Below are 20,520 nucleotides of genomic sequence, written 5' to 3' on the forward strand. Positions count from 1 at the left end.
AAAACCGATCAGATCAGGACATTGCTGCCCGACGGTTGCCTCAGACCAGCGACGCCGCCTGCAGCTCTTTCTTCAGGTACGCGTAGTACAGCGGCGCCGCCACCAGCCCAGCCGGCCCGAACACCGCCTCGGCCACGAACATCACGGCCAGCAGCTCCCACACGCTCATCTGCGTGCGTGCGCCGACCACCTTGGCGTTGATGACGTACTCGGCCTTGTGGATCACGATCAGGAAGATCAGGCACGCCGCCGCCGTGACCGGCGACACCGACAGCCCCACCAGCGTGATCACCGAGTTGCAGACCAGGTTGCCCACGATCGGCACCAGCCCCGCCAGGAAGGTGAGGGTGATGAGCGCCGGCGTGTACGGAAGGTGAGCCCCCCACGTCGGCATGATGAACAGCAGAAAGATCGCCGTGAGCAGCGTGTTGAAGGCAGCGATCCAGAATTGGGCCGCCACGATCTGGCCGAAGGCTTCGCCGAAGGTCCGCACGCGCTGGTGCAGCTGGTCGGCCAGCGGCAGGCGGCGCAGCGGCGCGTGCGCCACGGCGGCCAGGCCGCCCACGATCAGGCCCACGTACGAAAAGAGAATGCCGTGCAGCCAGGCACGCCCGGCCACGGCCAGCGAGCCGGCCTGCGCGCGCAGGTAATTGGCGATCACCCGCTGCACCTCGGCGGCGCCCTCGGGCAGGTAGACAGCGATTTCGACCGGCAGCTTGGAGCGCAGCTCCAGCACCGTGCGCGCCGTGTAGTCGAGCAATTCGCGGTACTGGTCAGGCGCGTCGACGATGTATTCGCGGGCCTGCGACAGCAGCAGCGTGATCAGCGCGATCGGCCCCACCAGCACGAGGATGACGGCCAGCACGCCGGCCCAGCCATCGGCGCGCTGGCCGCCGAGTGCCGGAATGCGCCGCATGCCCGCGCTCAGCACCCGTGCGAACCACCGCGTGGCCAGGAAGCCGATGCAGACGCACAGCAGCCCCGGCAGCAGGTGTTCCCACATCACCAGCAGCAAGGCGGCCAGCATCAGCAGGTAGCTTGCGATCATCACGCCGCGCGAGGCGGCCGGGCGGTGGACGGGGGCCGTTGTCACGGCGGGGCTGATGGGTTGTGGCTTCTTGGCCATCCGGGGCGTCGCGTGCTCAGTTCAGGACATTGTGGATGGGCAGCCGGCGCTCAGCCGACGACTACCGCGGCGCCTTCGCCGCGCTCGGCGATCACGCCGATCTCGTGCACCGATTCGCCAGCGGCGCGCAGCGTAGCGGCGCAGGCGGCGGCTTCAGCCGCGTCGATCACGACCACCATGCCGATGCCGTTGTTGAAGGTGCGGTTCATCTCGATGTCGTCGATGCCGGCCACCTTCTGCAGCCAGGCGAACAGCTCGGTCTGCGGCCAGCTGCCCTTCTTGAGGTGGGCGGCGGTGCCTTCGGGCAGCACGCGCGGGATGTTCTCGAGCAGGCCGCCGCCGGTGATGTGGGCCAGTGCCTTGATCGGGTGCTTGCCCAGCGCTTCGAGCACGGGCTTCACGTAGAGGTGGGTGGGTTCCATCACGGCTTCGCGGAAGGGCTTGCCGTCGAGGGTGGCGGGCAGGTCGGCGCCGGCGCGTTCGATCACCTTGCGCACCAGGCTGAAACCGTTGGAGTGCACGCCGGCCGAGGCCAGGCCCAGCACCACGTCGCCGGGCTTGACGTTCTGGCCCGTGAGGATCTTCGACTTTTCGACGGCGCCGACCGCAAAGCCCGCCAGGTCGTACTCGCCGGCCGGGTACATGCCGGGCATTTCGGCGGTTTCGCCGCCAATGAGAGCGCAACCCGAGAGTTCGCAGCCGCGGGCGATGCCGCCGACCACGGCCGCGGCCGTGTCCACGTCCAGCTTGCCGCAGGCGAAGTAGTCGAGGAAGAACAGGGGCTCGGCGCCCTGCACCAGCACGTCGTTGACGCTCATTGCCACCAGGTCGATGCCGACCGTGTCGTGCATGTTCCATTCGAAGGCCAGCTTGAGCTTGGTGCCCACGCCGTCGGTGCCGCTCACCAGCACCGGCTCCTTGTAGCGCTTGGGCACCTCGAACAGGGCGCCGAAGCCGCCGATGCCGGCCAGCACTCCTTCGCGCATGGTCTTCTTGGCCAGGGGCTTGATGCGGTCGACCAGCGCGTCGCCGGCATCGATGTCGACACCGGCATCCTTGTAGCTGAGAGGAGTGGGCGTAGGGGAAGTCATGGGTGGTCGAGGTCGGGAAGGACGCGAAGAGTAGGAGCGGAAGGCGGCGCCGGTAACCATGGTGGCCGGGCCGATAGAATTCCTCACGATTTTAAGGGCCCTCGCGGCCCCCTCCATGAACCTTCCCGGGATGAAACAGCTCGCGCTCGATATCGGCATTGCGACGGGCCCCAGCTTCGACGCCTTTTTTGCCGGCCCCAACGAGGCGGCGCTGCGGCACCTGCAAGTGTGGGTGGGCGGCGCCGGCAGCCCCGCGCTGCACTCGCCGGTGCCAACCTATCTGTGGGGCGAAGGCGGCAGCGGCAAGAGCCATCTGCTCGAATCGGTGCGTGTCGCACTGCGCGAGCAGGGCGCCAGCGTGGGCTGGCTGCACGCCGGCCTGCTGGAGCCGCCCGAGTTCGACGAGCGCTGGGGCGCCGTCCTGCTCGACGACGTGCACCTCTACACCGCCGTGCAGCAGCATGCGGCATTCAACTGGTTCGTCAACGCCCAGACCCTGCAGCGTGGCGTGGTCGCCGCCGGCGCCTTGCCGCCGGCCGACCTGCCGCTGCGCGAAGACCTGCGCACCCGCCTCGGCTGGGGCCACGTGTTCCACTTGCAGGTGCTGAGCGAAAGCGAACGCCGCGCGGTGCTGCGCCAGGCCGCCGATGCGCGCGGCGTGATGCTGTCCGACGACGTGCTCGACTACATGCTGCACCGATTCAGCCGCGACCTCGGCAGCCTGATGGAGCTGCTCACGCAGCTCGACGGCTATGCCCTGCAGACGCAACGCGCGATCACCATTCCGCTGATCCGCTCCATGCTCGAGAACGAATAAAAGAGCGAACTAGGCTTTCAACCAACAATGATCAAGAAATTCATCGACAAGCTGCTCGGCAAGACCGCCGGCGGCACGCAGGGCAAGAGCCGCTTCGGCAAGCGCCAGGAGGTGCCGGCAGAGGTTCACAAGATCGATCCGGCCCTGGTCGACGAACGCGCGAAGAACGTGGTCACCACGCTGCAGCAGGCCGGCTACGAGGCGTACGTGGTGGGTGGCGCGGTGCGCGACCTGCTGCTGGGGCTGCGCCCCAAGGACTTCGACGTGGCCACCAACGCCACGCCCGAGCAGGTCAAGTCGCTGTTTCGCCGCGCCTTCATCATCGGGCGGCGCTTTCGCATCGTGCACGTGGTGTACGGCCGCGGCCGCGAGCACGAGGTGATCGAGGTCTCGACCTTCCGCGCCTACATGGACAACGCCGCGGCCGAGCAGGTGGCGGGCAACGAGCGCACCAGCAAGGGCGAGCTTGCCAGCATGAAGCACGCCGTGGACGCCAGCGGCCGCGTGCTGCGCGACAACGTCTGGGGCCCGCAGGAAGAAGACGCGGCGCGCCGCGACTTCACCGTCAACGCCATGTACTACGACCCGGCCAACCAGGTCGTGGTCGACTATCACAACGGCATCAAGGACGCGCAGAAGCTCACGCTGCGCATGATCGGCGACCCGGCCACGCGCTACCGCGAAGACCCGGTGCGCATCATTCGCGCCATCCGCTTCTCGGCCAAGCTCGCGGCCCTGGGCTTCAAGATGGAAGCCAAGACAGTGGCCCCGCTGATCGAGTCGAGCAAGCTGCTGGCTGACGTGCCGCAAAGCCGCCTGTTCGACGAAATGCTCAAGCTGCTGCAGACCGGCCACGCGATTGCGACCGTCGAGCAGCTGAACAAGCTCGGCCTTGCCCGTGGCATTTATCCGTTGCTCGACGTGGTGGTGGAGCGCGCCGACCAGCCCTTCGTGAAGGCCGCCCTGCAGGACACCGACCGCCGCGTGGGCGAAGGCAAGCCCGTGGCGCCCAGCTTCCTGCTGGCATGCGTGCTGTGGGCCGACGTGCGCGACGGCTGGGCCCAGCGCCAGGAAGGCCGCCACGGCCAGCGCCCGCAGCCGCCGTTCCCGGCGCTGCAGGACGCGATCGACGACGTGTTCAACGCCCGCATCGGCGATGTCTCGGGCCGCGGCAAGCTGGCCGCCGACATGCGCGAGATCTGGATGATGCAGCCGCGCTTCGACAAGCGCACCGGATCCACGCCCTACAGCCTGGTCGAGCAGGCGCGTTTCCGCGCCGCCTTCGACTTCATGCGCCTGCGCGCCGACGTGGGCGAGGTGAGCGAGGCGATTGCCGAGTGGTGGCAGGAATTCAGCACCGCCGACGACGTGCGCCGCCAGGACCTGCTGGAGCAGGTGCGCGAGGAGCAGAAGGTGCGCCAGCGCGTGCGGGTGCGCGAAACCCCGGCGCCGAAGCCGCGCGGCGGTGAACCGGCTGCGCGCAAGAGCCAGGCCCCCGATTCGGAGCAGGACGACGAAGTCGAAGAGGTTGAAGTAGAAGCCGGCGCCGTGCCGCCCGATGGCGAGGCGGTACCGCGCAAGCGCCGGCGTCGCCGCAAGCCCCGCACCGGAGGTGGTGGCGGTGCTGGTGGTGGGGGCGGCGGGAGCGCCGGAGGCGCATGAGCACGCCCAACCGGCCGAAGGACGGCAAGCCAGGCCCCAAGGCCAAGGCTGCACCGCCGCGTGCGGGCGGTGGTGCCAAGCCACCGTCTGCAGGCGCCAAGAGCGGACCGCCCGCGCGCCGCGCGCCCACCCGTGCACCGTCGCGCAGCCCACGCGGTCCGCGGGAGGATTACCCCACGGCACAGGCCTTCATCGCTATCGGCGCCAACCTGGGTGATGCCGAGGCAGCCGTGAAGGCCGCCATGGCGGACATCGGCGCACTTCAGCGAACCGTGGTGACGGCCCGTTCGTCGCTCTATCGCAGTGAGCCGGTGGATGCCGAAGGCCCCGATTTCATCAACGCCGTGGTGGCGGTGCGCACCGGCCTGGATGCCGAGCAACTGCTCGTGGCGTTGCAGCGCCTGGAGGCGCTGGCTGGCCGCGAAAGGCCGTTTCCCAACGCGCCGCGCACGCTCGATCTCGATTTGCTGATGCACGGCAACTCGGTGATCGACACGCCCACGCTGACCTTGCCGCACCCCCGCATGCGCGAGCGCGCCTTCGTGCTGAAGCCGCTCGCCGAAATCGCGCCCGACAAGGTGCCGCGCGCGGCGCTGGCACGCGTTACGGGCCAGGTGGTCAAGCGCATCGTCTGAAGGCCGTGCTGCTCTACGTCCTCGATCTCGCCGGCGTGGCGGTCTTCGCGGTCAGTGGGGCGCTGGGGGGCCGGCCATGCGGGCCTCGACTGGCTGGGCGTGGTGGTGATCGCTTCGGTCACCGCGGTGGGCGGCGGCACGCTGCGCGACCTGCTGCTCGACCTGCTGCTCGACCGCCATCCGGTGTTCTGGATCCGCGACACCCGGTATGTCTACGTGATCCTCGCGGCTGCGGCGCTCACCATCGTCTGGGTGCACCTGTTGCCAGTGCCGGAGCATGCGCTGGCCGTTGCCGACGCCCTGGGGCTCGGCCTGTTCGCCATCACCGGTGCGCAGGTGGCCGAGGAGCGGCGCCTGCCGGCCGTCATCGTGCTGCTGGTCGGCACCATGACCGGTGCGGCCGGCGGGCTGCTGCGCGATGTGTTCACCGCCCGCGTTCCGCTGCTGCTGAGCAGCGGCATCTACGGCTCGGCCGCCATCGCGGGCATCGCGGCCTACCTTCTGCTGCAGGCGGCTGGAACGCCGCGGCGCTGGGCCTTTCACGCCGGCGTGCTGCTGATCGTGGCGCTCCGCCTGGGCGGAATCTACGGCGGTTGGCACCTGCCGGTGCTGCGCTTGCCAGCCTGAATTGAGGGGGTTCCGGCGGCCCCGAAAAGCCGGCCGGGCCGGGCAGGGGTCGCGCGCCCGTTAAACTTCGCCGGTTTTTCATCAAGGCGTCATGAAACTGTGATTGGCGCTCCCCTGGAGTTTTCATGTTCGGCAAGCTGCTGCCCCGCGAGGGCAATTTCTTCGAGATGTTCAACCAGCACGCCGAGCGCATCGTGGAGGCGGCAAGGGCCTTCGAGCAGCTCGTTGCCAACTACAGCGACGTGCACCTGCGCGAGCAGTACAACCGCGACGTCGACAACGCCGAGCGCGCCGCCGACCGCGTGACGCACGACGTCAACCGGCTGATCCACAAGACCTTCATCACGCCCATCGACCGCGAGCAGATCCACAAGCTCATCAACACGATGGACGACGTGGCCGACCTGATCCAGGACTCGGCCGAGACCATGGCGCTGTACGACGTGCGCCACATGACCGACGAGATCGTTCGCCTCACGGCACTGAGCGTGAAGTGCTGCGACCGCCTGAAGGATGCCGTCAAGTTCCTCGGCAAGATCGCCGACCCGGCCGTGGCCGAGGCCACGCTGAAGACCTGCGAGGAAATCGACCGCCTCGAATCGGACGCCGACCGCGTGATGCGCAGCGCCATGAGCAAGCTGTTCCGCGAGGAGCCCGACGTGCGCGAGGTGATCAAGCTGAAGGCGATCTACGAGCTGCTCGAGACGATCACCGACAAGTGCGAGGACGTGGCCAACGTGATCGAGGGCATCGTCCTCGAGAATTCCTGAGCGGGCAGCGCTGATGGCAACGGTTCAGGTCGCCCTCTGGGTGGTGATAGTGCTGGTCGCGCTGGCGATCCTGTTCGACTTCATGAACGGGTTCCACGACGCCGCCAATTCGATTGCGACGGTGGTGTCCACCGGGGTTCTCAAGCCGGGGCAGGCCGTCGTGTTTGCGGCCTTCTTCAACCTGATCGCGATCTTCATCTTCCATTTGAGCGTGGCCGCCACCGTGGGCAAGGGCATCGCCCAGCCGGGGGTGGTCGACGTGCACGTGGTGTTCGGTGCGCTCGTCGGCGCCATCAGCTGGAACCTCGTGACCTGGTACTACGGCATTCCGAGCAGCTCGTCGCACGCGCTGATCGGCGGCATCGTGGGCGCGGTGATCTCCAAGACCGGTACCAGTGGCCTGGTGGCCTCGGGCATCTGGAAGACGGTGGCCTTCATCTTCGTGTCGCCGCTGCTGGGCTTCCTGCTCGGTTCGATGATGATGGTCGTGGTGGCCTGGGGCTTCCGGCGCGCCACGCCGTCGCGCGTGGATCGCTGGTTCCGGCGACTGCAGTTGGTTTCGGCCGGCGCCTACAGCCTGGGCCATGGCGGCAACGATGCGCAGAAGACCATCGGCATCATCTGGATGCTGCTGATCGCCACCGGCTATGCCAATGCCGGCGACGCGAGCCCGCCGACCTGGACCATCGTGAGCTGCTACGCCGCGATCGCGCTGGGCACGATGTTCGGCGGCTGGCGCATCGTGAAGACGATGGGCCAGAAGATCACCAAGCTCAAGCCCGTGGGCGGCTTCTGCGCCGAGACGGGCGGGGCGCTAACGCTGTTCCTGGCGACGGCGCTGGGCATTCCGGTGTCGACCACACACACCATCACGGGCGCCATCGTCGGTGTCGGCTCGACGCAGCGCGCGAGCGCGGTGCGATGGGGCGTGGCGGGGAACATCGTATGGGCGTGGATCTTCACGATCCCGGCCTCGGCGTTCGTGGCGGCGATTGCCTACTGGATCAGCATCCAGCTGTTCTGACGGCTACTGCGAGATCTTCCGGCCCTCTTCGACCTGGTGCTCGAAGTAGCGCTGGAAGCTGAACACGATGCTGGCCATCAGGATCGTGCTGCCGAAGAAGAGCGAGAGCACGACGGCACCGATGGTGAACCAGTTCGTGCGGCCGGGTTCCGCGTCGGCCGGCGCGCTGGCGTTGAAGCGGGCATTCCACTTCTCGGGCGTCATGAGGCCATAGATGATGGCCATCAACGCGCAGCCTGCGATGGTGAAGCCCAGCAGCGGGATCAGCGCCCAGCTAACGCCGTCGTCCACGCCGTACATGCGCACGCGCTCGATGCCGTAGATGCCCAGCGCCGTGGGAATGGGCAGCAGCCAGCCGAGCAAGTCGCCCATGCCGCGCAGGTAGAAGCGGTGCAGGCCGAGCGGGCCGCCGAGGAAGGAGAGCCAGGCGGCAACAGTCTTGTTTTTCATTCGGGTTTGGTGGTGCTGCCTTCGCCGAGCACTTTTTCCATCAATACGACATCGCGCCATTCGCCGAACTTCCAGCCGCAGTCTTTCAGCACGCCCACGTGCGTGAAGCCCTGGCTGCGGTGCACGCCGACGGAGCCGGCGTTGGCCGAATCGCCGATCACCGCGATCAGCTTGCGCACACCGGCCGCCTCGGCAGCCTGCGACAGCGCTGCCAGCAGCTTGGCGCCCAGACCCTTGCCGCGTGCTGACTCCGACATGTAGATCGAGTCTTCGGCCGAAAAACGGTAGGCCGGGCGCGGCTTGAACCAGTTGCAGTAGGCAAAACCCAACACTTCGCCATTTTCTTCGGCAACCAGATACGGCAGGTTCTTGCCCAGTACGTCGGCCCGGCGGGCGGCCATGTCGGCGGGGGAAGGAGGCTCTGTTTCGAAGGTGCCGGTGCCGTGCAGCACGTGGTGGGCGTAGATGGCGGCGATGGCCTCGACGTCTTCGTCGCGGCTGGGGCGGATGGTGAGGGGCATGCGGTGGAAACGGATGGCGCAAGGCCGGAATTCGGAGAAAACGCGGGTCGGGCTATAATCGCGGGCTTTTCAGCGTGTCGCTGGCCGGGTGGCCATGTCGCGTGTCTCGACGCTGGAAGAACATTGTGAGCGGGCCTCTTCTTCATCCATAAGGCCTGCTGACCACCCAAGGATAAATCATGGTCGTCATTCGACTCTCCCGCGGCGGCTCCAAAGGCCGTCCGTTCTTCAACATCGTCGTGTCGGACAAGCGCGTTCGCCGCGATGGCCGTTTCATCGAGCGCCTGGGTTTCTACAACCCGACCGCCAAGGAAAACGAAGAAAGCATCCGTATCGCCCAGGACCGCCTGGCCTACTGGAAGAGCGTCGGCGCACAAGCTTCGCCCACCGTTCTGCGCCTGATCCGTCAAGCTGCCTCGGCAGCTCCCAAGGCGGCGGCCTAAGCCGTCCGCACGGCGATGCTGCCCGCACTCGAAACCGCCGAATTGCCGGCGGATGCGATTGAAGTAGGGCGCATCGCCGATGCCTGGGGCATCAAGGGCTGGTTCAAGGTCCTGCCCCACAGCGCCCAGCCCGAGGCGCTTTTTTCTTCCAAGCGCTGGTTCCTGCAGGCTCCCGGAGCCTCGGCAAGCACCGCTTTCCGGCTCGCGATCCGCGAGGCCAAAGAACATTCCGACTGCATCGTCGCCACATCCGAGGACGTGCCCGACCGCAATGCGGCCGAGGCGCTGCGTGGCGCGCGCGTGTTCGTGCCGCGCTCGAGCTTTCCTACGGCCGGCGACGACGAGTACTACTGGGTCGACCTGATCGGCCTGTCGGTGGTCAACCGCGAAGGCGTGGTGCTCGGCACCGTGCGCGAGCTGCTCGCAACCGGCCCGCAGACCACGCTGGTGCTCACCGCCGAAGAAGACGGCAAGGCCATCGAGCGCATGGTGCCCTTCGTCTCGGTCTTCGTCGACAAGGTCGACCTGCCCGGCCGTCTCATCACGGTCGACTGGCAACCCGATTTCTGATCTGGACCTTGCGCGCATGCGCTTCGACGTCCTCACGCTTTTTCCTGAACTGTTCGCTCCTTTCATGGCCAGCGGCGTGACGCGCCGTGCCTACGAGTCGAAGCAGGTCGAAGTCGTCTTCTGGAATCCGCGCGATTTTGCGCAGGGCAATTACAAGCGCGTGGACGATCGCCCCTTTGGCGGCGGTCCAGGCATGGTGATGATGGCGGAGCCGTTGGCGGCCTGCCTTGATGCGGCGCTGGCTGCACGCGGCGCAGAGGCGCCCGTCGTGTTGTTTTCTCCGATCGGGGAGGCGCTGCGCCATGAGGCGGTCGAGAAGTGGTCGGCCAGCGAAGGCGCGGTGCTGATCTGCGGCCGCTACGAAGGCATTGATCAGCGCTTCATCGACGCGCGCGTCACCCACCAGATCAGCCTCGGCGATTTTGTTCTCTCCGGCGGCGAGATTGCAGCCATGGCGCTACTCGACGCTGTGGCCAGGCTGCAGCCGGGCGTGCTCGGCGACGAGGCCAGCCACGTGCAGGACAGCTTCAACCCCGCACTCGACGGCCTGCTCGACTGCCCGCATTACACGCGGCCCGAGCAATGGAGCGGGCAGGGCGTGCCGGCGCCGCTGCTCTCGGGGCACCACGCCCAGATCGAGCGCTGGCGACGCGATCAGCGGTTGGCCATCACGGCCGCACGGCGCCCCGACCTGATCGACGCCGCCCGCGCGGCGGGTCGTCTTGGCAAAGCCGATGAGGCCGCGCTGAAAAAAAAGCTATAATCCCCGGTTCCCCGATCCTCTGCCCGGCCGCGCCCGGTCTTTTCCCGGTCATCCCGTGAAAGCCAAAGGCGCCTTTTGTGTAGCCCGACACGATCGACTTTCAGGAAATCATGAACCTCATCCAGACCCTCGAGCAGGAAGAAATCTCCCGTCTCGGCAAGACCATCCCCGATTTCATGCCCGGTGACACGGTCATCGTCAGCGTGAACGTCGTCGAAGGCACCCGCAAGCGCGTGCAGGCCTACGAAGGCGTTGTGATCGCCAAGCGCAACCGTGGCCTCAACAGCGGCTTCACCGTGCGCAAGATCTCCAGCGGCGAAGGCGTGGAGCGTACGTTCCAGACCTACAGCCCGCTGATCGCCGGTATCGAAGTCAAGCGCCGTGGCGATGTGCGCCGCGCCAAGCTGTACTACCTGCGCGACCGCAGCGGCCGTTCGGCACGCATCAAGGAAAAGCTGCCGAGCAAGTCGACGGCTGCAGCGGCTGCCAAGTAAGCAGCTCGCCTGTCGTGCAAAAAAGCCGCCGCTCTGGCGGCTTTTTGCATTGTTGCCCCCGCTCAGCGACAACCTTCCTTTTTTCCGCTCTACTTCTTTCTTTCCTCCGCCTCAGGTACGTTTCATCTCTTGACCAACTCATCCATTCCTCCGCAGGCCGTATCCGTCGAACCCGTCAACGCCGTGGCGCCGCCCACGCTGCTGCAGTTCGACCCGCGCAAAGTGCCGTTTGTGGCCGGAGGAGTCGAGGGATTGCCGGCGGTGTCGGCCGTGCAGCTGACGGCACAGGCGTTGCGAGCCCGCTTCGCGACACCGCCTGCCTGGACGCCGGAGCTGCGGCGTGATCCGCGGATGACCGACCGTGTCCCCGCGCAGGCTGCGGTGCTGGTGCCGATCGTGCAACGCCCCCAGGGCGCGACCGTGCTGCTGACCGAGCGGACCTCGAATCTGTCGACGCATTCGGGGCAGGTTGCGTTTCCCGGTGGCCGCGTCGACCCGGAGGACGCCAACATCGCGGCTGCCGCTTTGCGCGAGGCCTGGGAGGAGGTCGGCCTCTCGGCGCAATACATCGAGGTTCTGGGCAACCTGCCGACCTACACGACGGTGACCTCATTCATCGTGACGCCGGTGGTTGCGCTGGTGCAACCTGACTTCGAACTCACCATCAATCCTTATGAGGTCGCGCAAGCCTTCGAGGTGCCGCTCGCATGGCTGATGGACCCGGCCAATCACCGTCACCACACCGTGCCCGCACCCGATGGCACCCGGCGCCAGTGGTACTCGATGCCCTACCAGGACGGGCCCGACGAGCGCTTCGTGTGGGGCGCGACCGCGGGCATGCTGCGCAATCTCTATCGTTTCCTCGCGGCCTGACTGAATCCGTAGCTCGAATGAAGATGGCCTGAACCTTCAGGCGCTCTCGCTATCATCGAAGGATGAGCTTTTTTGCCATCCTGTGCGCGCTGCTGATCGAGCAGGTGCGGCCCCTGGGCCCGCACAACCCCGTGTACGGCGCGGTGCTGGCGTGGACACGCTGGACCAGCCGCAACTTCGACGCGGGCAAGCCGCATCACGGATGGATCGCCTGGGGCCTCGCGGTGTTCGTGCCCACGCTCGGCGCGCTGGGTGTGCACTGGCTGCTGGTGCTCACGCTCGGCCTGCCGTTCGCAGTGCTCTGGAGCATTGCGGTGCTCTACGTCACGCTGGGCTTCCGGCAGTTCAGCCACCACTTCACCGACATCCGCGATGCGCTCGACGAAGGCGACGAGCCGCTCGCGCGCTCGCTGCTCGCGCATTGGCAGGGCGTGGATGCGGCCAACCTGCCGCGCAGCGAGATCGTGCGCCACGTGATCGAGCATTCGGTGATCGCAGCGCATCGCCATGTGTTCGGCGTGCTCGCGTGGTTCTCGATCATTGCGGCCATCGGTCTTGGGCCTGCGGGCGCAGTGTTCTATCGCATGAGCGAGTTCGTCTCGCGCTACTGGGCGCACAAGAACGGCGCTGCCGTGCAGCCGTCGAGTGTTTCTGTGCAACAGGCCGCGGATCGCGCCTGGCACATGATCGACTGGCTGCCCGCGCGCATCACGGCGCTGGGTTTCGCGGTGGTCGGCAGCTTCGAGGAAGCGATCGATTGCTGGCGCAATGACGCACAGCGTTTTCCCAATGAGAACGACGGTGTGATCCTCGCGGCCACGTCGGGTGCGGTCAACGTGCGCCTGGGCGGCGGTTCGCTGCGCCCGATTCCGGTCACCGACCCGCTGCCGCGCGCCCAGGCCGGCGAATCGCTGGCCGACGGCCGTCGCACCGACACCGGCAGCACGCCGGGGCGCGAGCCCGAGCCCGGCCACCTGCGAAGTGTCGTGGGCCTGGTCTGGCGCTCGGTCGTGATGTGGATGGTGCTGCTGGCCTTGCTCACCCTGGCTCGCCTGCTCGGTTGAGCGAAGCGGCGAACGAACCATGACACATCCAGTGCCGGCCTTCTGGAGCCCGCGCATCGGCGCGCTCGAACCCTACGTGCCCGGCGAGCAGCCGCGCATCGCGAACCTTGTCAAGCTCAACACCAACGAGAACCCGTATCCGCCGTCGCCAGTCGCCATCGAGGCCATCCGGCGTGCGGCCGAGAACGGCCTGGAGCGCTATCCCGACCCCACCTCGCTCGCGCTGCGTGAAGCCGTAGCGCGGCGGCATGGCCTGCGGGTCGACGAAGTGTTCGCGGGCAACGGCTCGGACGAAGTGCTCGCGCACGCCTTCTTCGCGTTCTTCCAGCAGGCCGAGCCGCTGCTGATGCCCGACGTGAGCTACAGCTTCTACAAGGTCTACGCGCAGTTGTACGGCATCGTCTGCGAGCAGCAGCCGGTGGACGAGGGCCTGCGCATCGATGTCGACGCCCTTGCAGCGCGTGCCCGCCAAGGTTGCGCAGGCATCGTCATCGCGAATCCGAACGCGCCGACCGGCATCGGCCTGCCGCTGTCGCGCATCGAGCAACTGCTCGAAGCCTGCCCCGATCGCGTGGTGCTGGTCGACGAGGCATACGTCGATTTCGGTGGCGAGAGTGCGTTGCCGCTGATCGACAAGCACCCGAACCTGCTCGTGGTGCAGACCCTCTCCAAGTCGCGTTCGCTGGCTGGCCTGCGGGTCGGCTTTGCCTGCGGCCAGGCGCACCTCATCGACGCGCTGGTGCGCGTCAAGGACAGCTTCAACTCGTACCCGCTCGACCGGCTGGCCTCGGCCGGCGCCGTCGCCGCGCTCGAAGACGAAGACTGGTTTCGCAGCACCCGCGACAAGATCGTCGACACCCGGGAGGGCCTCGGCCTGCAGCTCGAAGACCTGGGCTTCGAGGTGCTGCCGTCGCAGGCCAATTTCGTCTTCGCACGCCATCCGCAGCGCGACGCTGCCGAACTGGCGGCCCTGCTGCGCGAGCGTGCGGTGCTGGTGCGGCATTTCAAACAGCCGCGCATCGCGCAGTACCTGCGCATCAGCATCGGCACGCGCGAGCAATGCAGCACGCTGGTCCAGCGCCTGCAGGACATCCTCACTCCAAACCCCTGAAGGAACCCCTGGCGATGCTGACCCACGACACCGATCCGCGCACAGCGGCCTGCTCAGGCTTCTGGCAAGCAGTGAGCGCCCGGCTCGAGAGCCTGCGCGCCTTGCCCGCTCGCGAATTGATGGAAGGGTTGAACGAACTGCTCGAACCCTTCTTTCCGCGGCTGGCGGCCGAAGTGGCTGGCGAGCCGCCCGAGTTCAAGCTGGTGCTGACGGCGCACGGTTCGGTAGACGACTTCGAGGATCTGATGGCGCTGGTGCAAAGCAGCCCCAAGCTGCCGCAGGTCGAGGTGGAAGCCTTTCGTCACCGTTCGAGCGATGGCTTCGGCATGCGCATGAACGACTTCGAATTGGCAAGCTCCGAAGTCCTTGTGAAGCACGAGCTCTACCGGGGGCGGGTGGCGCTGGAGATCGGCTTCGCCAAGCCCATCCCGATGGACATGCAGGACCATGCGCGCCACATGAGCCTCATCATGCTCGACCATATCCTGGGCGAGTACGACTTCGCGGTGAAGGTCGGGGCGGTCGACTACGTCGAGGCCGACGCGCACGCGGATTTCGATGGCGTGCCGCTCGACGATTTCGTGTCCGTGTTCGACGCCTGCTGGCGCGACGAACTCGGCCACACCGGTGTGTTTCCCCAGGGTGAACACGCCTGGTCGGGCATGAACGCGACGCGCACGGCCGAGGACGACCGCGAGATCGAGGTGATCGTCATGCGCAATGACGCGGCCACTGCCTTGGTGGGGCGCGCCGACCTGTGCCATCGCCTGTCGACGGCAGTGCCGGTCGAATCGGGTGAGGAGTTGGAAGAGGCACGCGTCTACGAAGACCGGCTGACGGCGCGGCTGCAGACGCACGAAGCAGGCTGCTGCACGCACGTGGTACTGGAGGAGGGCGTTCGCACCGTCCACTTCCAGGTGTCCGACCCTGAGGCAGCGATTTCGCATGCGCAATCGCTGCAGGACGACATGGACCTGCCGGTGACGCTCGATCTCGTCTTCGACCCGACCTGGAAGTCCTACCGCATCTGGCTCGGCTGAAGCTGCCTTTCGGTCAGTACCGCTTCTGGCTCAACTCGGCGAACAGCTCGCCATAAATCTTGTAGCGGCTCGCGCTGATGGCGCCTGGTCCGCTGCTTGCTGTTTCCACGTTCGCAATCACGCCGCAGCCCGGCTCGTGCAGATGCGTGCAGTTGTAGAACTTGCAGTCGTTCGCATGCTCGGCGATGTCCGGCATGAGCCCGGCGAGCTGCATTGGCGCGATGTGGTTCAGGCCGAACTCCTGGAAGCCCGGCGAGTCGATCAGGCCGGTGGTGCGGGCTTCATCGATCCAGTACCAGGTGGTGCTCGTGGTGGTGTGCTTGCCCGAATTAAGCGCCTGCGAAATCTCCTGGGTCAGCACGGTCGCGCCCGGCACCAGCAGATTGGTCAGCGTGCTCTTGCCCGATCCGGACGGACCGAGCACCAGCGTGGATTTGCCGGCCAGAAGCTTCATCAGCGAGGCGTAGTCCGCCTCGCCTGACGCCTTCAGCGATAGGGGCAGCACGCCGTGGTGCATGCGGCGGTAGGGTGCCAGCTTGGTCCATGCGCGCTCGAAGGGCTCGACAAGGTCGCTTTTGTTGAGCGCGATGATCGGCGTAATGCGCTCGGCCTCCGCCGCGATCAGCGCGCGAGCCAGTTGATGTTCGGAAAACTCCGGCTCGGCCGCGATCAGGATCAGCACGTGGTCGAGGTTGGCAGCGAACGACTTGGTGCGAATCTCGTCCTGCCGATAGAACAGGTTGCGCCGCGGCAGCACCTGCTCGATGGTGCCTTCGTCCTCACTGGCCTGCCAGTGCACGCGGTCGCCGACCACGGCCTGGCTCTTCTTGCCGCGCGGGTGGCAGATAAGCCGCTCGCCCGTGGGCGTTTCGACGAGGCAATGACGCCCGTGGCTGGCAACGACGAGGCCGTCGTGGAGTGCCTTCGCAGCAGCGGCTGCGGGCGCGGCGCGGCCGGGCTTAGCCAAGGGCTCGTTCCGTCATGCGGCGGGGGGCGCGACCAGCGCGTCGGCCTGGCGGGCGCAGTCGAAGTCGGTGACCGACAGGCCGCCCACGTCGTGCGTGTTGAAGCGCACTACGCAGCGGTTGTAGTGCACCGCCAGGTCGGGGTGGTGGTCTTGCGTGTGCGCCACGAAAGCCAGCGCGTTCACGAAGGCGATGGTCTCGAAGTAGTTGGCGAAGCTGAAGGTTTTTTCGATGGCGACGTTGGCGCCGTCGCCGGTGAGCATCCAGCCGTCGAGGCGCGCCAGGCCGGCCACGATCTCGGTGGCGCTCAGCGCCTTGCGGGGAGGGAGGTTCTTCCAGTCCTTGGGCTTGAACATGCTGCTCATGATGGGCTTCTTCGAAATGAGGGGAGTCGGGTCAGGCGGCCGTCATGCGCGCGAGGCGCTCGGAAGCCGGCGGGTGCGAATAGTAGAACTTGACGAACACCGGATCGGGCGTGAGCGTCGAGGCGTTGTCCTGGTAGAGCTTGAGCAGGGCGGCCGACAGGTCGGCGCCGCTGGTTTGCGCCACTGCGTAGGCGTCGGCCTCGAACTCGTGCTTGCGCGACAGTCGTGCGGGCAGCGGAGCAACGAAGAAGCCGAACACCGGCACGGCAATCATGAACAGCAGCAACGCCAGCGCGCTGTTGGGCGCCGTCATGTTGGGCTGCACGCCCAGGCCCGTGTAGAACCAGACCTGCGTCGACACCCAGCCCAGCAGCGCGAAGCCAGCCAGGCTCAGGGCGAACATCGCGACCAGCCGCTTCACGATATGGCGGTGCTTGAAGTGTCCCAGTTCGTGCGCGAGTACGGCCTCGACCTCGCCGGCGTTGAGCTGGCGCAGCAGCGTGTCGTAGAACACCACGCGCTTGCTGGCGCCGAAGCCGGTGAAGTAGGCGTTGGCGTGGGCGCTGCGCGTGCTGCCGTCCATCACGAACAGGCCCTTGGCCGCGAAGCCGCAGCGCTTCATCAGTGCCGTCACGCGCTCCTTGAGCGTCGGGTCGTCGAGCGGCTTGAACTTGTTGAACAGCGGTGCGATGAAGGTCGGGTAGATCAGCATCAGCAGCAGGTTGAATCCCATCCACGCGCCCCAGGACCACAACCACCACAGCTGCCCGGCCGCGCCCATGAGCCAGAGGATCAACGCCGCGATCGGCAGGCCGATCGCCGCGCCCAGCAGCGTCGACTTGAGCGTGTCGGCCAGCCAGAGCTTCCAGGTCATCTTGTTGAAGCCGAAGCGCTCTTCGAGCCTGAAGGTCTGCCAGAGCGTGAAGGGCAGTTCGAGCAGGCCGCCGATGGCCGCGAAGGCTGCCAGCAATGCCAGCTGCTGCGCCATGCCGCCGCCGATCCACGCCAGCAGAAGCTTGTTGAGCACGTCGAGGCCGCCGAGCAAGGTCCAGCCCAGAAGCAGCGCTGCGCCCCAGGCCATCTCGACCAGGCCGAAGCGCGCCTTGGCGATGGTGTAGTCGGCCGCTTTCTGGTGGGCGGCGAGGGCGATGGTCTGCGCGAAAGCGGCCGGCACGGTGCCGCGGTGCTGCGCCACATGGCGCACCTGCCGCGTGGCCAGCCAGAACTTCACGAGCAGGCCTGCAACCAATGCGGCCGCAAAGGCGATGGTGAAGATGAGCGAATAGGACATGGAGCGGCGAGTTTAGTCCCCGCTATCTGGGGGCGCAGCCCTTCGACGACAATCCTGCGATGCCTGAATCCCTTGACCCGACGCCCCCCGCAGCTGCGCCCACCCTGAAGAAAAGCGACCAGAACCTGGTCTGGCTGGACTGCGAAATGAGCGGCCTCGACCCCGAAAAAGAGCGCCTGCTCGAAATCGCCGTGGTCGTTACCGGCCCCGACCTCACGCCCGTCATCGACGGCCCCGTGCTCGTCATTCACCAGAGCGACGCCGTGCTCGACGCCATGGATGCCTGGAACAAGGGCACCCACGGCCGCAGCGGCCTGATCGACAAGGTCAAGGCATCCACCCTCGACGAAGCCGCCGCCGAGCAGCAACTGCTGGAATTCATCGCCAAATACATCCCGCGCAGCGGTTCGCCCATGTGCGGCAACACCATCGGGCAGGACCGGCGCTTCCTGGTCAGGTACATGCCCAAGCTGGAGGCGTACTTCCACTATCGCAACCTGGACGTCAGCACCCTCAAGGAGCTGGCCAAGCGCTGGAAACCCACGGCCTACAGCAGCTTCAAGAAGCAGCAGGCGCATACCGCGCTGGCCGATGTGCACGAATCCATCGAGGAACTGGCGCACTACCGCGAGACCTTTCTGCGCCTGACGGATTGAGCAAAGCTGGGGATTAGGTAAAAACCCGAATCCATGCCATAATCGCAGGCTTCGCTGATCGGGAAGGTATTTCAAGCCCGGCCAGCGTCTCTTGCATCTCCCTATCTTGCACACCGCGCCCGATCGCATTCGCTGATCAAAAAGGGCCGCAACCTCAGGCGCCAGCCCGAAGTTGAATGTCGTTGGATGGTTGATGTTTTTAACCACCAACGGGGCGCCGCCTACGGCAGCGCTCGCGTTTGAGATTGATATTCATGACCGACGCTTTTGAAGCGCAGGGCGAGTTCGCGCCTGTGCAATCCGCTACCCACAACGAATTCACCGCCGCCACGGACACCATGTCCGAGGCGCCCATCCTCGAGGCGCTGGATGCGGCTGCCCCCGAAGCTGCCGCGGCCGAAGAGCCCGCCAAGCCCAACGGCTTCATCAAGCTGGGCCTCGCGCCCGAGCTGATCGCCGCCGTGGCTGACCTGGGCTTCACCCAGCCCACCACCGTGCAGGAAAAGGTCGTGCCGATCGCCATGGGCGAAGAGGGCGCTGCCCGCTTCGTCGACCTGATGGTTTCGAGCCAGACCGGCTCCGGCAAGACCGCCGCCTTCCTGCTGCCCGTGCTGCACACGCTGCTCAAGCGCCAGGCCGAGGCAGAAGCCGAAGCCAAGGCCGAGTTCCAGCGCCTGGCCGCCGAAGCTGCTGCCCGCGGCGAAGCCCCGCCCAAGAAGCCGAAGCGCAAGGACCCGACCAACGCCCGCCATTTCAAGGCTGCCACGCCCGGCGCCCTGATCCTGTGCCCGACGCGCGAACTCGCGCAGCAAGTCGCGCACGACGCCATCGAACTGGTTCGCCACTGCCGCGGCCTGCGCATCGCCAACGTGGTGGGCGGCATGCCCTACCAACTGCAGATCGCCAAGCTGCAGAACGCCGACCTCGTGGTTGCCACGCCCGGCCGTCTGCTCGACCTGCAACGCTCGCAGCAGCTCAAGCTCGACCAGGTCAAGTTCCTGGTGGTCGACGAAGCCGACCGCATGCTCGACCTCGGTTTCTCCGACGACCTGGCCGAAGTCAACCAGCTCACTATCGAGCGCCAGCAAACGATGATGTTCAGCGCCACCTTCGCGCCGCGCATCCAGCAACTGGCCCAGCGCGTGATGCGCGAACCGCAGCGCATCACCATCGACAGCCCGCAGGAAAAGCACGCCAACATCAAGCAGGTGCTGTTCTGGGCCGACAACAGCCAGCACAAGCGCAAGCTGCTCGACCACTGGCTGCGCGACACCAGCATCAACCAGGCGATCGTGTTCGCGAGCACGCAAGTCGAGTGCGACGGCCTCGCCAACGACCTGCAGCAAGAAGGCTTCAGCGCCGTGGCGCTGCACGGCGCCCTGAGCCAGGGCCTGCGCAACCGCCGCCTGATGGCGCTGCGCCAGGGCCAGGTGCAGATCCTGGTGGCCACCGACGTTGCCGCCCGCGGCATCGACGTGCCGACCATCACCCACGTCTTCAACTTCGGCCTGCCGATGAAGGCCGAGGACTACACCCACCGCATCGGCCGCACCGGCCGTGCCGGCCGCGACGGCCTGGCCGTCACGTTCGCCGAGTTCCGCGATCGCCGCAAAATCATGGACATTGAGCATTACAGCCGCCAGCAGTTCAAGGCCGAAGTGGTGCCGGGCATGGAGCCGCAACAGCGCATGCCGCAATCGCGTCCGCCGCAAGGCGAATTCCGCGGCGGCCGTGGCGACAACCAATCGCGCGACCGCAAGTTCGGTGGCGGCGGTGGCGGTGGCTACCGCGGCGGCAATGGTGGCGGCAACGGCGGCGGCTATGCCGGCGCCAGCGGCTTCAACGACCGCAACTCGCGTGGTCCGGCCGCACCGGGCCCGCGTGGTTTCCAGGGCGGCCAGAATGCCGGTTTCGGCAGCGGCCGTGACGAAGGCGGCAACGGCGGCGGTGCCGGCTACGGCCGCAAGCCGGGCTGGGGCGACAGCGCTCCGCGCGGCGGCCACGGTCACGGCGGTGGCCGCGGCGACGGCGGCTTCGCACCGCGCGAGGGCTTCGCGCCCCGCGGCAATGGCGCTGCCGGTCATGGCGGCCCAGGCAAGGTGTTCGTGCCCCGCGACGCGCAAAAGCGCGCGTTCAAGCCCAGCCGCTGATCCTGCTTCCCG

Annotated in this window: 23 protein-coding genes; 16 read left to right on the plus strand and 7 right to left on the minus strand. The window is 66.8% G+C overall.

The window, feature by feature from the left end:
* Window positions 1-40: 40 nt before the first annotated feature.
* Together ACTG4X_RS10155 and purM are read right to left on the minus strand one after the other, a co-directional pair.
* Entirely contained in the window at window positions 41-1,126 is a 1,086-nt protein-coding gene (locus ACTG4X_RS10155) for an AI-2E family transporter (protein ID WP_176928696.1), read from the minus strand.
* A gap of 50 nt (window positions 1,127-1,176) precedes the next feature.
* On the minus strand, window positions 1,177-2,217 hold the full coding sequence (gene purM, locus ACTG4X_RS10160) for a phosphoribosylformylglycinamidine cyclo-ligase (protein ID WP_093049650.1): 1,041 nt from the start codon (window positions 2,215-2,217) through the stop codon (window positions 1,177-1,179).
* Window positions 2,218-2,347: 130 nt separating this feature from the next.
* Here purM and hda point away from each other — a divergent pair, with 130 nt between their 5' ends.
* The 6 genes from hda to ACTG4X_RS10190 all read left to right on the plus strand — a co-directional run bounded on the left by hda (window position 2,348) and on the right by ACTG4X_RS10190 (window position 7,752).
* A complete protein-coding gene (hda, locus tag ACTG4X_RS10165) occupies window positions 2,348-3,034 on the plus strand; it encodes a DnaA regulatory inactivator Hda (RefSeq protein ID WP_305367572.1) in 687 nt (228 codons plus the stop codon).
* 27 nt (window positions 3,035-3,061) lie between these two features.
* Window positions 3,062-4,696, plus strand: a complete 1,635-nt coding sequence (pcnB, locus tag ACTG4X_RS10170) for a polynucleotide adenylyltransferase PcnB (RefSeq protein WP_440533723.1) — start codon at window positions 3,062-3,064, stop codon at window positions 4,694-4,696.
* Window positions 4,693-5,331, plus strand: a complete 639-nt coding sequence (gene folK, locus ACTG4X_RS10175; protein ID WP_093049659.1) for a 2-amino-4-hydroxy-6-hydroxymethyldihydropteridine diphosphokinase — start codon at window positions 4,693-4,695, stop codon at window positions 5,329-5,331. The genes pcnB and folK overlap by 4 nt, the downstream gene beginning before the upstream one ends.
* Before the next feature lie 54 nt (window positions 5,332-5,385).
* Window positions 5,386-5,958, plus strand: coding sequence for a trimeric intracellular cation channel family protein (locus tag ACTG4X_RS10180; protein ID WP_440533724.1), 573 nt, complete (start codon window positions 5,386-5,388; stop codon window positions 5,956-5,958).
* Between the two features lie 125 nt (window positions 5,959-6,083).
* A complete protein-coding gene (locus tag ACTG4X_RS10185; protein ID WP_012746613.1) occupies window positions 6,084-6,728 on the plus strand; it encodes a DUF47 domain-containing protein in 645 nt (214 codons plus the stop codon).
* 13 nt (window positions 6,729-6,741) lie between these two features.
* Window positions 6,742-7,752, plus strand: a complete 1,011-nt coding sequence (locus ACTG4X_RS10190) for an inorganic phosphate transporter (RefSeq protein ID WP_093075515.1) — start codon at window positions 6,742-6,744, stop codon at window positions 7,750-7,752.
* Between the two features lie 3 nt (window positions 7,753-7,755).
* Here the strand turns inward: ACTG4X_RS10190 and ACTG4X_RS10195 are convergent, their stop codons facing one another.
* Together ACTG4X_RS10195 and ACTG4X_RS10200 are read right to left on the minus strand one after the other, a co-directional pair.
* Window positions 7,756-8,202 carry a TM2 domain-containing protein gene (locus tag ACTG4X_RS10195; protein WP_093049669.1) on the minus strand — a complete coding sequence of 149 codons (447 nt, stop codon included), beginning with the start codon at window positions 8,200-8,202 and terminating at the stop codon, window positions 7,756-7,758.
* Entirely contained in the window at window positions 8,199-8,723 is a 525-nt protein-coding gene (locus ACTG4X_RS10200; RefSeq protein ID WP_093049672.1) for a GNAT family N-acetyltransferase, read from the minus strand. The genes ACTG4X_RS10195 and ACTG4X_RS10200 overlap by 4 nt, the downstream gene beginning before the upstream one ends.
* Window positions 8,724-8,902: 179 nt before the next feature.
* Here ACTG4X_RS10200 and rpsP point away from each other — a divergent pair, with 179 nt between their 5' ends.
* The 8 genes from rpsP (at window position 8,903) to ACTG4X_RS10240 (ending at window position 15,081) form a co-directional block, all read left to right on the plus strand.
* Window positions 8,903-9,166 carry a 30S ribosomal protein S16 gene (rpsP, locus tag ACTG4X_RS10205; protein ID WP_093049676.1) on the plus strand — a complete coding sequence of 88 codons (264 nt, stop codon included), beginning with the start codon at window positions 8,903-8,905 and terminating at the stop codon, window positions 9,164-9,166.
* 15 nt (window positions 9,167-9,181) lie between these two features.
* Window positions 9,182-9,736: a ribosome maturation factor RimM gene (gene rimM, locus ACTG4X_RS10210; RefSeq protein WP_093049679.1), complete on the plus strand. Its 555-nt coding sequence runs from the start codon at window positions 9,182-9,184 to the stop codon at window positions 9,734-9,736.
* A gap of 16 nt (window positions 9,737-9,752) precedes the next feature.
* On the plus strand, window positions 9,753-10,499 hold the full coding sequence (gene trmD / locus ACTG4X_RS10215; RefSeq protein ID WP_354338558.1) for a tRNA (guanosine(37)-N1)-methyltransferase TrmD: 747 nt from the start codon (window positions 9,753-9,755) through the stop codon (window positions 10,497-10,499).
* A gap of 110 nt (window positions 10,500-10,609) precedes the next feature.
* Window positions 10,610-10,993 (plus strand): 50S ribosomal protein L19, encoded by a 384-nt coding sequence (gene rplS / locus ACTG4X_RS10220; protein ID WP_093172085.1) that lies wholly within the window; start codon window positions 10,610-10,612, stop codon window positions 10,991-10,993.
* 129 nt (window positions 10,994-11,122) lie between these two features.
* Complete coding sequence (locus tag ACTG4X_RS10225; RefSeq protein WP_440533725.1) at window positions 11,123-11,866, plus strand: CoA pyrophosphatase; 744 nt, start codon at window positions 11,123-11,125, stop codon at window positions 11,864-11,866.
* 62 nt (window positions 11,867-11,928) lie between these two features.
* Window positions 11,929-12,930, plus strand: a complete 1,002-nt coding sequence (locus ACTG4X_RS10230) for a CobD/CbiB family protein (protein WP_093075510.1) — start codon at window positions 11,929-11,931, stop codon at window positions 12,928-12,930.
* Between the two features lie 19 nt (window positions 12,931-12,949).
* Complete coding sequence (gene hisC / locus ACTG4X_RS10235; protein WP_426391855.1) at window positions 12,950-14,041, plus strand: histidinol-phosphate transaminase; 1,092 nt, start codon at window positions 12,950-12,952, stop codon at window positions 14,039-14,041.
* Between the two features lie 14 nt (window positions 14,042-14,055).
* Complete coding sequence (locus ACTG4X_RS10240; protein WP_440533726.1) at window positions 14,056-15,081, plus strand: hypothetical protein; 1,026 nt, start codon at window positions 14,056-14,058, stop codon at window positions 15,079-15,081.
* 13 nt (window positions 15,082-15,094) lie between these two features.
* Here ACTG4X_RS10240 and rsgA read toward each other — a convergent pair whose 3' ends face one another.
* The 3 genes from rsgA to ACTG4X_RS10255 are packed head-to-tail and all read right to left on the minus strand — an operon-like array spanning window position 15,095 to window position 17,702.
* A complete protein-coding gene (rsgA, locus tag ACTG4X_RS10245) occupies window positions 15,095-16,048 on the minus strand; it encodes a ribosome small subunit-dependent GTPase A (protein ID WP_093172079.1) in 954 nt (317 codons plus the stop codon).
* Between the two features lie 12 nt (window positions 16,049-16,060).
* Window positions 16,061-16,411, minus strand: coding sequence for a 4a-hydroxytetrahydrobiopterin dehydratase (locus ACTG4X_RS10250; RefSeq protein WP_093049703.1), 351 nt, complete (start codon window positions 16,409-16,411; stop codon window positions 16,061-16,063).
* A gap of 31 nt (window positions 16,412-16,442) precedes the next feature.
* A complete protein-coding gene (locus ACTG4X_RS10255) occupies window positions 16,443-17,702 on the minus strand; it encodes a M48 family metallopeptidase (RefSeq protein WP_440533727.1) in 1,260 nt (419 codons plus the stop codon).
* Window positions 17,703-17,761: 59 nt separating this feature from the next.
* Here ACTG4X_RS10255 and orn point away from each other — a divergent pair, with 59 nt between their 5' ends.
* Together orn and ACTG4X_RS10265 are read left to right on the plus strand one after the other, a co-directional pair.
* Window positions 17,762-18,358: an oligoribonuclease gene (orn, locus tag ACTG4X_RS10260; protein WP_440533728.1), complete on the plus strand. Its 597-nt coding sequence runs from the start codon at window positions 17,762-17,764 to the stop codon at window positions 18,356-18,358.
* A gap of 254 nt (window positions 18,359-18,612) precedes the next feature.
* The gene (locus tag ACTG4X_RS10265) at window positions 18,613-20,508 is read left to right on the plus strand and encodes a DEAD/DEAH box helicase (RefSeq protein WP_440533729.1); all 1,896 of its coding nucleotides are present in this window, start codon (window positions 18,613-18,615) and stop codon (window positions 20,506-20,508) included.
* Window positions 20,509-20,520 lie beyond the last annotated feature (12 nt).

Origin of the sequence: Variovorax sp. YR566 (assembly GCF_051992195.1) — a bacterium.
Classification (GTDB): domain Bacteria; phylum Pseudomonadota; class Gammaproteobacteria; order Burkholderiales; family Burkholderiaceae_C; genus Variovorax.

Coding starts and splice junctions, on each gene's coding strand:
- ACTG4X_RS10155 (WP_176928696.1), bottom strand. CDS start 1,126: ATGGCCAAGAAGCCACAACCCATCAGCCCCGCCGTGACAACGGCCCCC.
- ACTG4X_RS10250 (WP_093049703.1), bottom strand. CDS start 16,411: ATGAGCAGCATGTTCAAGCCCAAGGACTGGAAGAACCTCCCTCCCCGC.
- ACTG4X_RS10255 (WP_440533727.1), bottom strand. CDS start 17,702: ATGTCCTATTCGCTCATCTTCACCATCGCCTTTGCGGCCGCATTGGTT.
- hisC (WP_426391855.1), top strand. CDS start 12,950: ATGACACATCCAGTGCCGGCCTTCTGGAGCCCGCGCATCGGCGCGCTC.
- orn (WP_440533728.1), top strand. CDS start 17,762: ATGCCTGAATCCCTTGACCCGACGCCCCCCGCAGCTGCGCCCACCCTG.
- ACTG4X_RS10190 (WP_093075515.1), top strand. CDS start 6,742: ATGGCAACGGTTCAGGTCGCCCTCTGGGTGGTGATAGTGCTGGTCGCG.
- rpsP (WP_093049676.1), top strand. CDS start 8,903: ATGGTCGTCATTCGACTCTCCCGCGGCGGCTCCAAAGGCCGTCCGTTC.
- ACTG4X_RS10240 (WP_440533726.1), top strand. CDS start 14,056: ATGCTGACCCACGACACCGATCCGCGCACAGCGGCCTGCTCAGGCTTC.
- ACTG4X_RS10200 (WP_093049672.1), bottom strand. CDS start 8,723: ATGCCCCTCACCATCCGCCCCAGCCGCGACGAAGACGTCGAGGCCATC.
- trmD (WP_354338558.1), top strand. CDS start 9,753: ATGCGCTTCGACGTCCTCACGCTTTTTCCTGAACTGTTCGCTCCTTTC.
- rimM (WP_093049679.1), top strand. CDS start 9,182: ATGCTGCCCGCACTCGAAACCGCCGAATTGCCGGCGGATGCGATTGAA.
- ACTG4X_RS10230 (WP_093075510.1), top strand. CDS start 11,929: ATGAGCTTTTTTGCCATCCTGTGCGCGCTGCTGATCGAGCAGGTGCGG.
- hda (WP_305367572.1), top strand. CDS start 2,348: ATGAAACAGCTCGCGCTCGATATCGGCATTGCGACGGGCCCCAGCTTC.
- ACTG4X_RS10185 (WP_012746613.1), top strand. CDS start 6,084: ATGTTCGGCAAGCTGCTGCCCCGCGAGGGCAATTTCTTCGAGATGTTC.
- ACTG4X_RS10195 (WP_093049669.1), bottom strand. CDS start 8,202: ATGAAAAACAAGACTGTTGCCGCCTGGCTCTCCTTCCTCGGCGGCCCG.
- folK (WP_093049659.1), top strand. CDS start 4,693: ATGAGCACGCCCAACCGGCCGAAGGACGGCAAGCCAGGCCCCAAGGCC.
- ACTG4X_RS10265 (WP_440533729.1), top strand. CDS start 18,613: ATGACCGACGCTTTTGAAGCGCAGGGCGAGTTCGCGCCTGTGCAATCC.
- pcnB (WP_440533723.1), top strand. CDS start 3,062: ATGATCAAGAAATTCATCGACAAGCTGCTCGGCAAGACCGCCGGCGGC.
- rplS (WP_093172085.1), top strand. CDS start 10,610: ATGAACCTCATCCAGACCCTCGAGCAGGAAGAAATCTCCCGTCTCGGC.
- purM (WP_093049650.1), bottom strand. CDS start 2,217: ATGACTTCCCCTACGCCCACTCCTCTCAGCTACAAGGATGCCGGTGTC.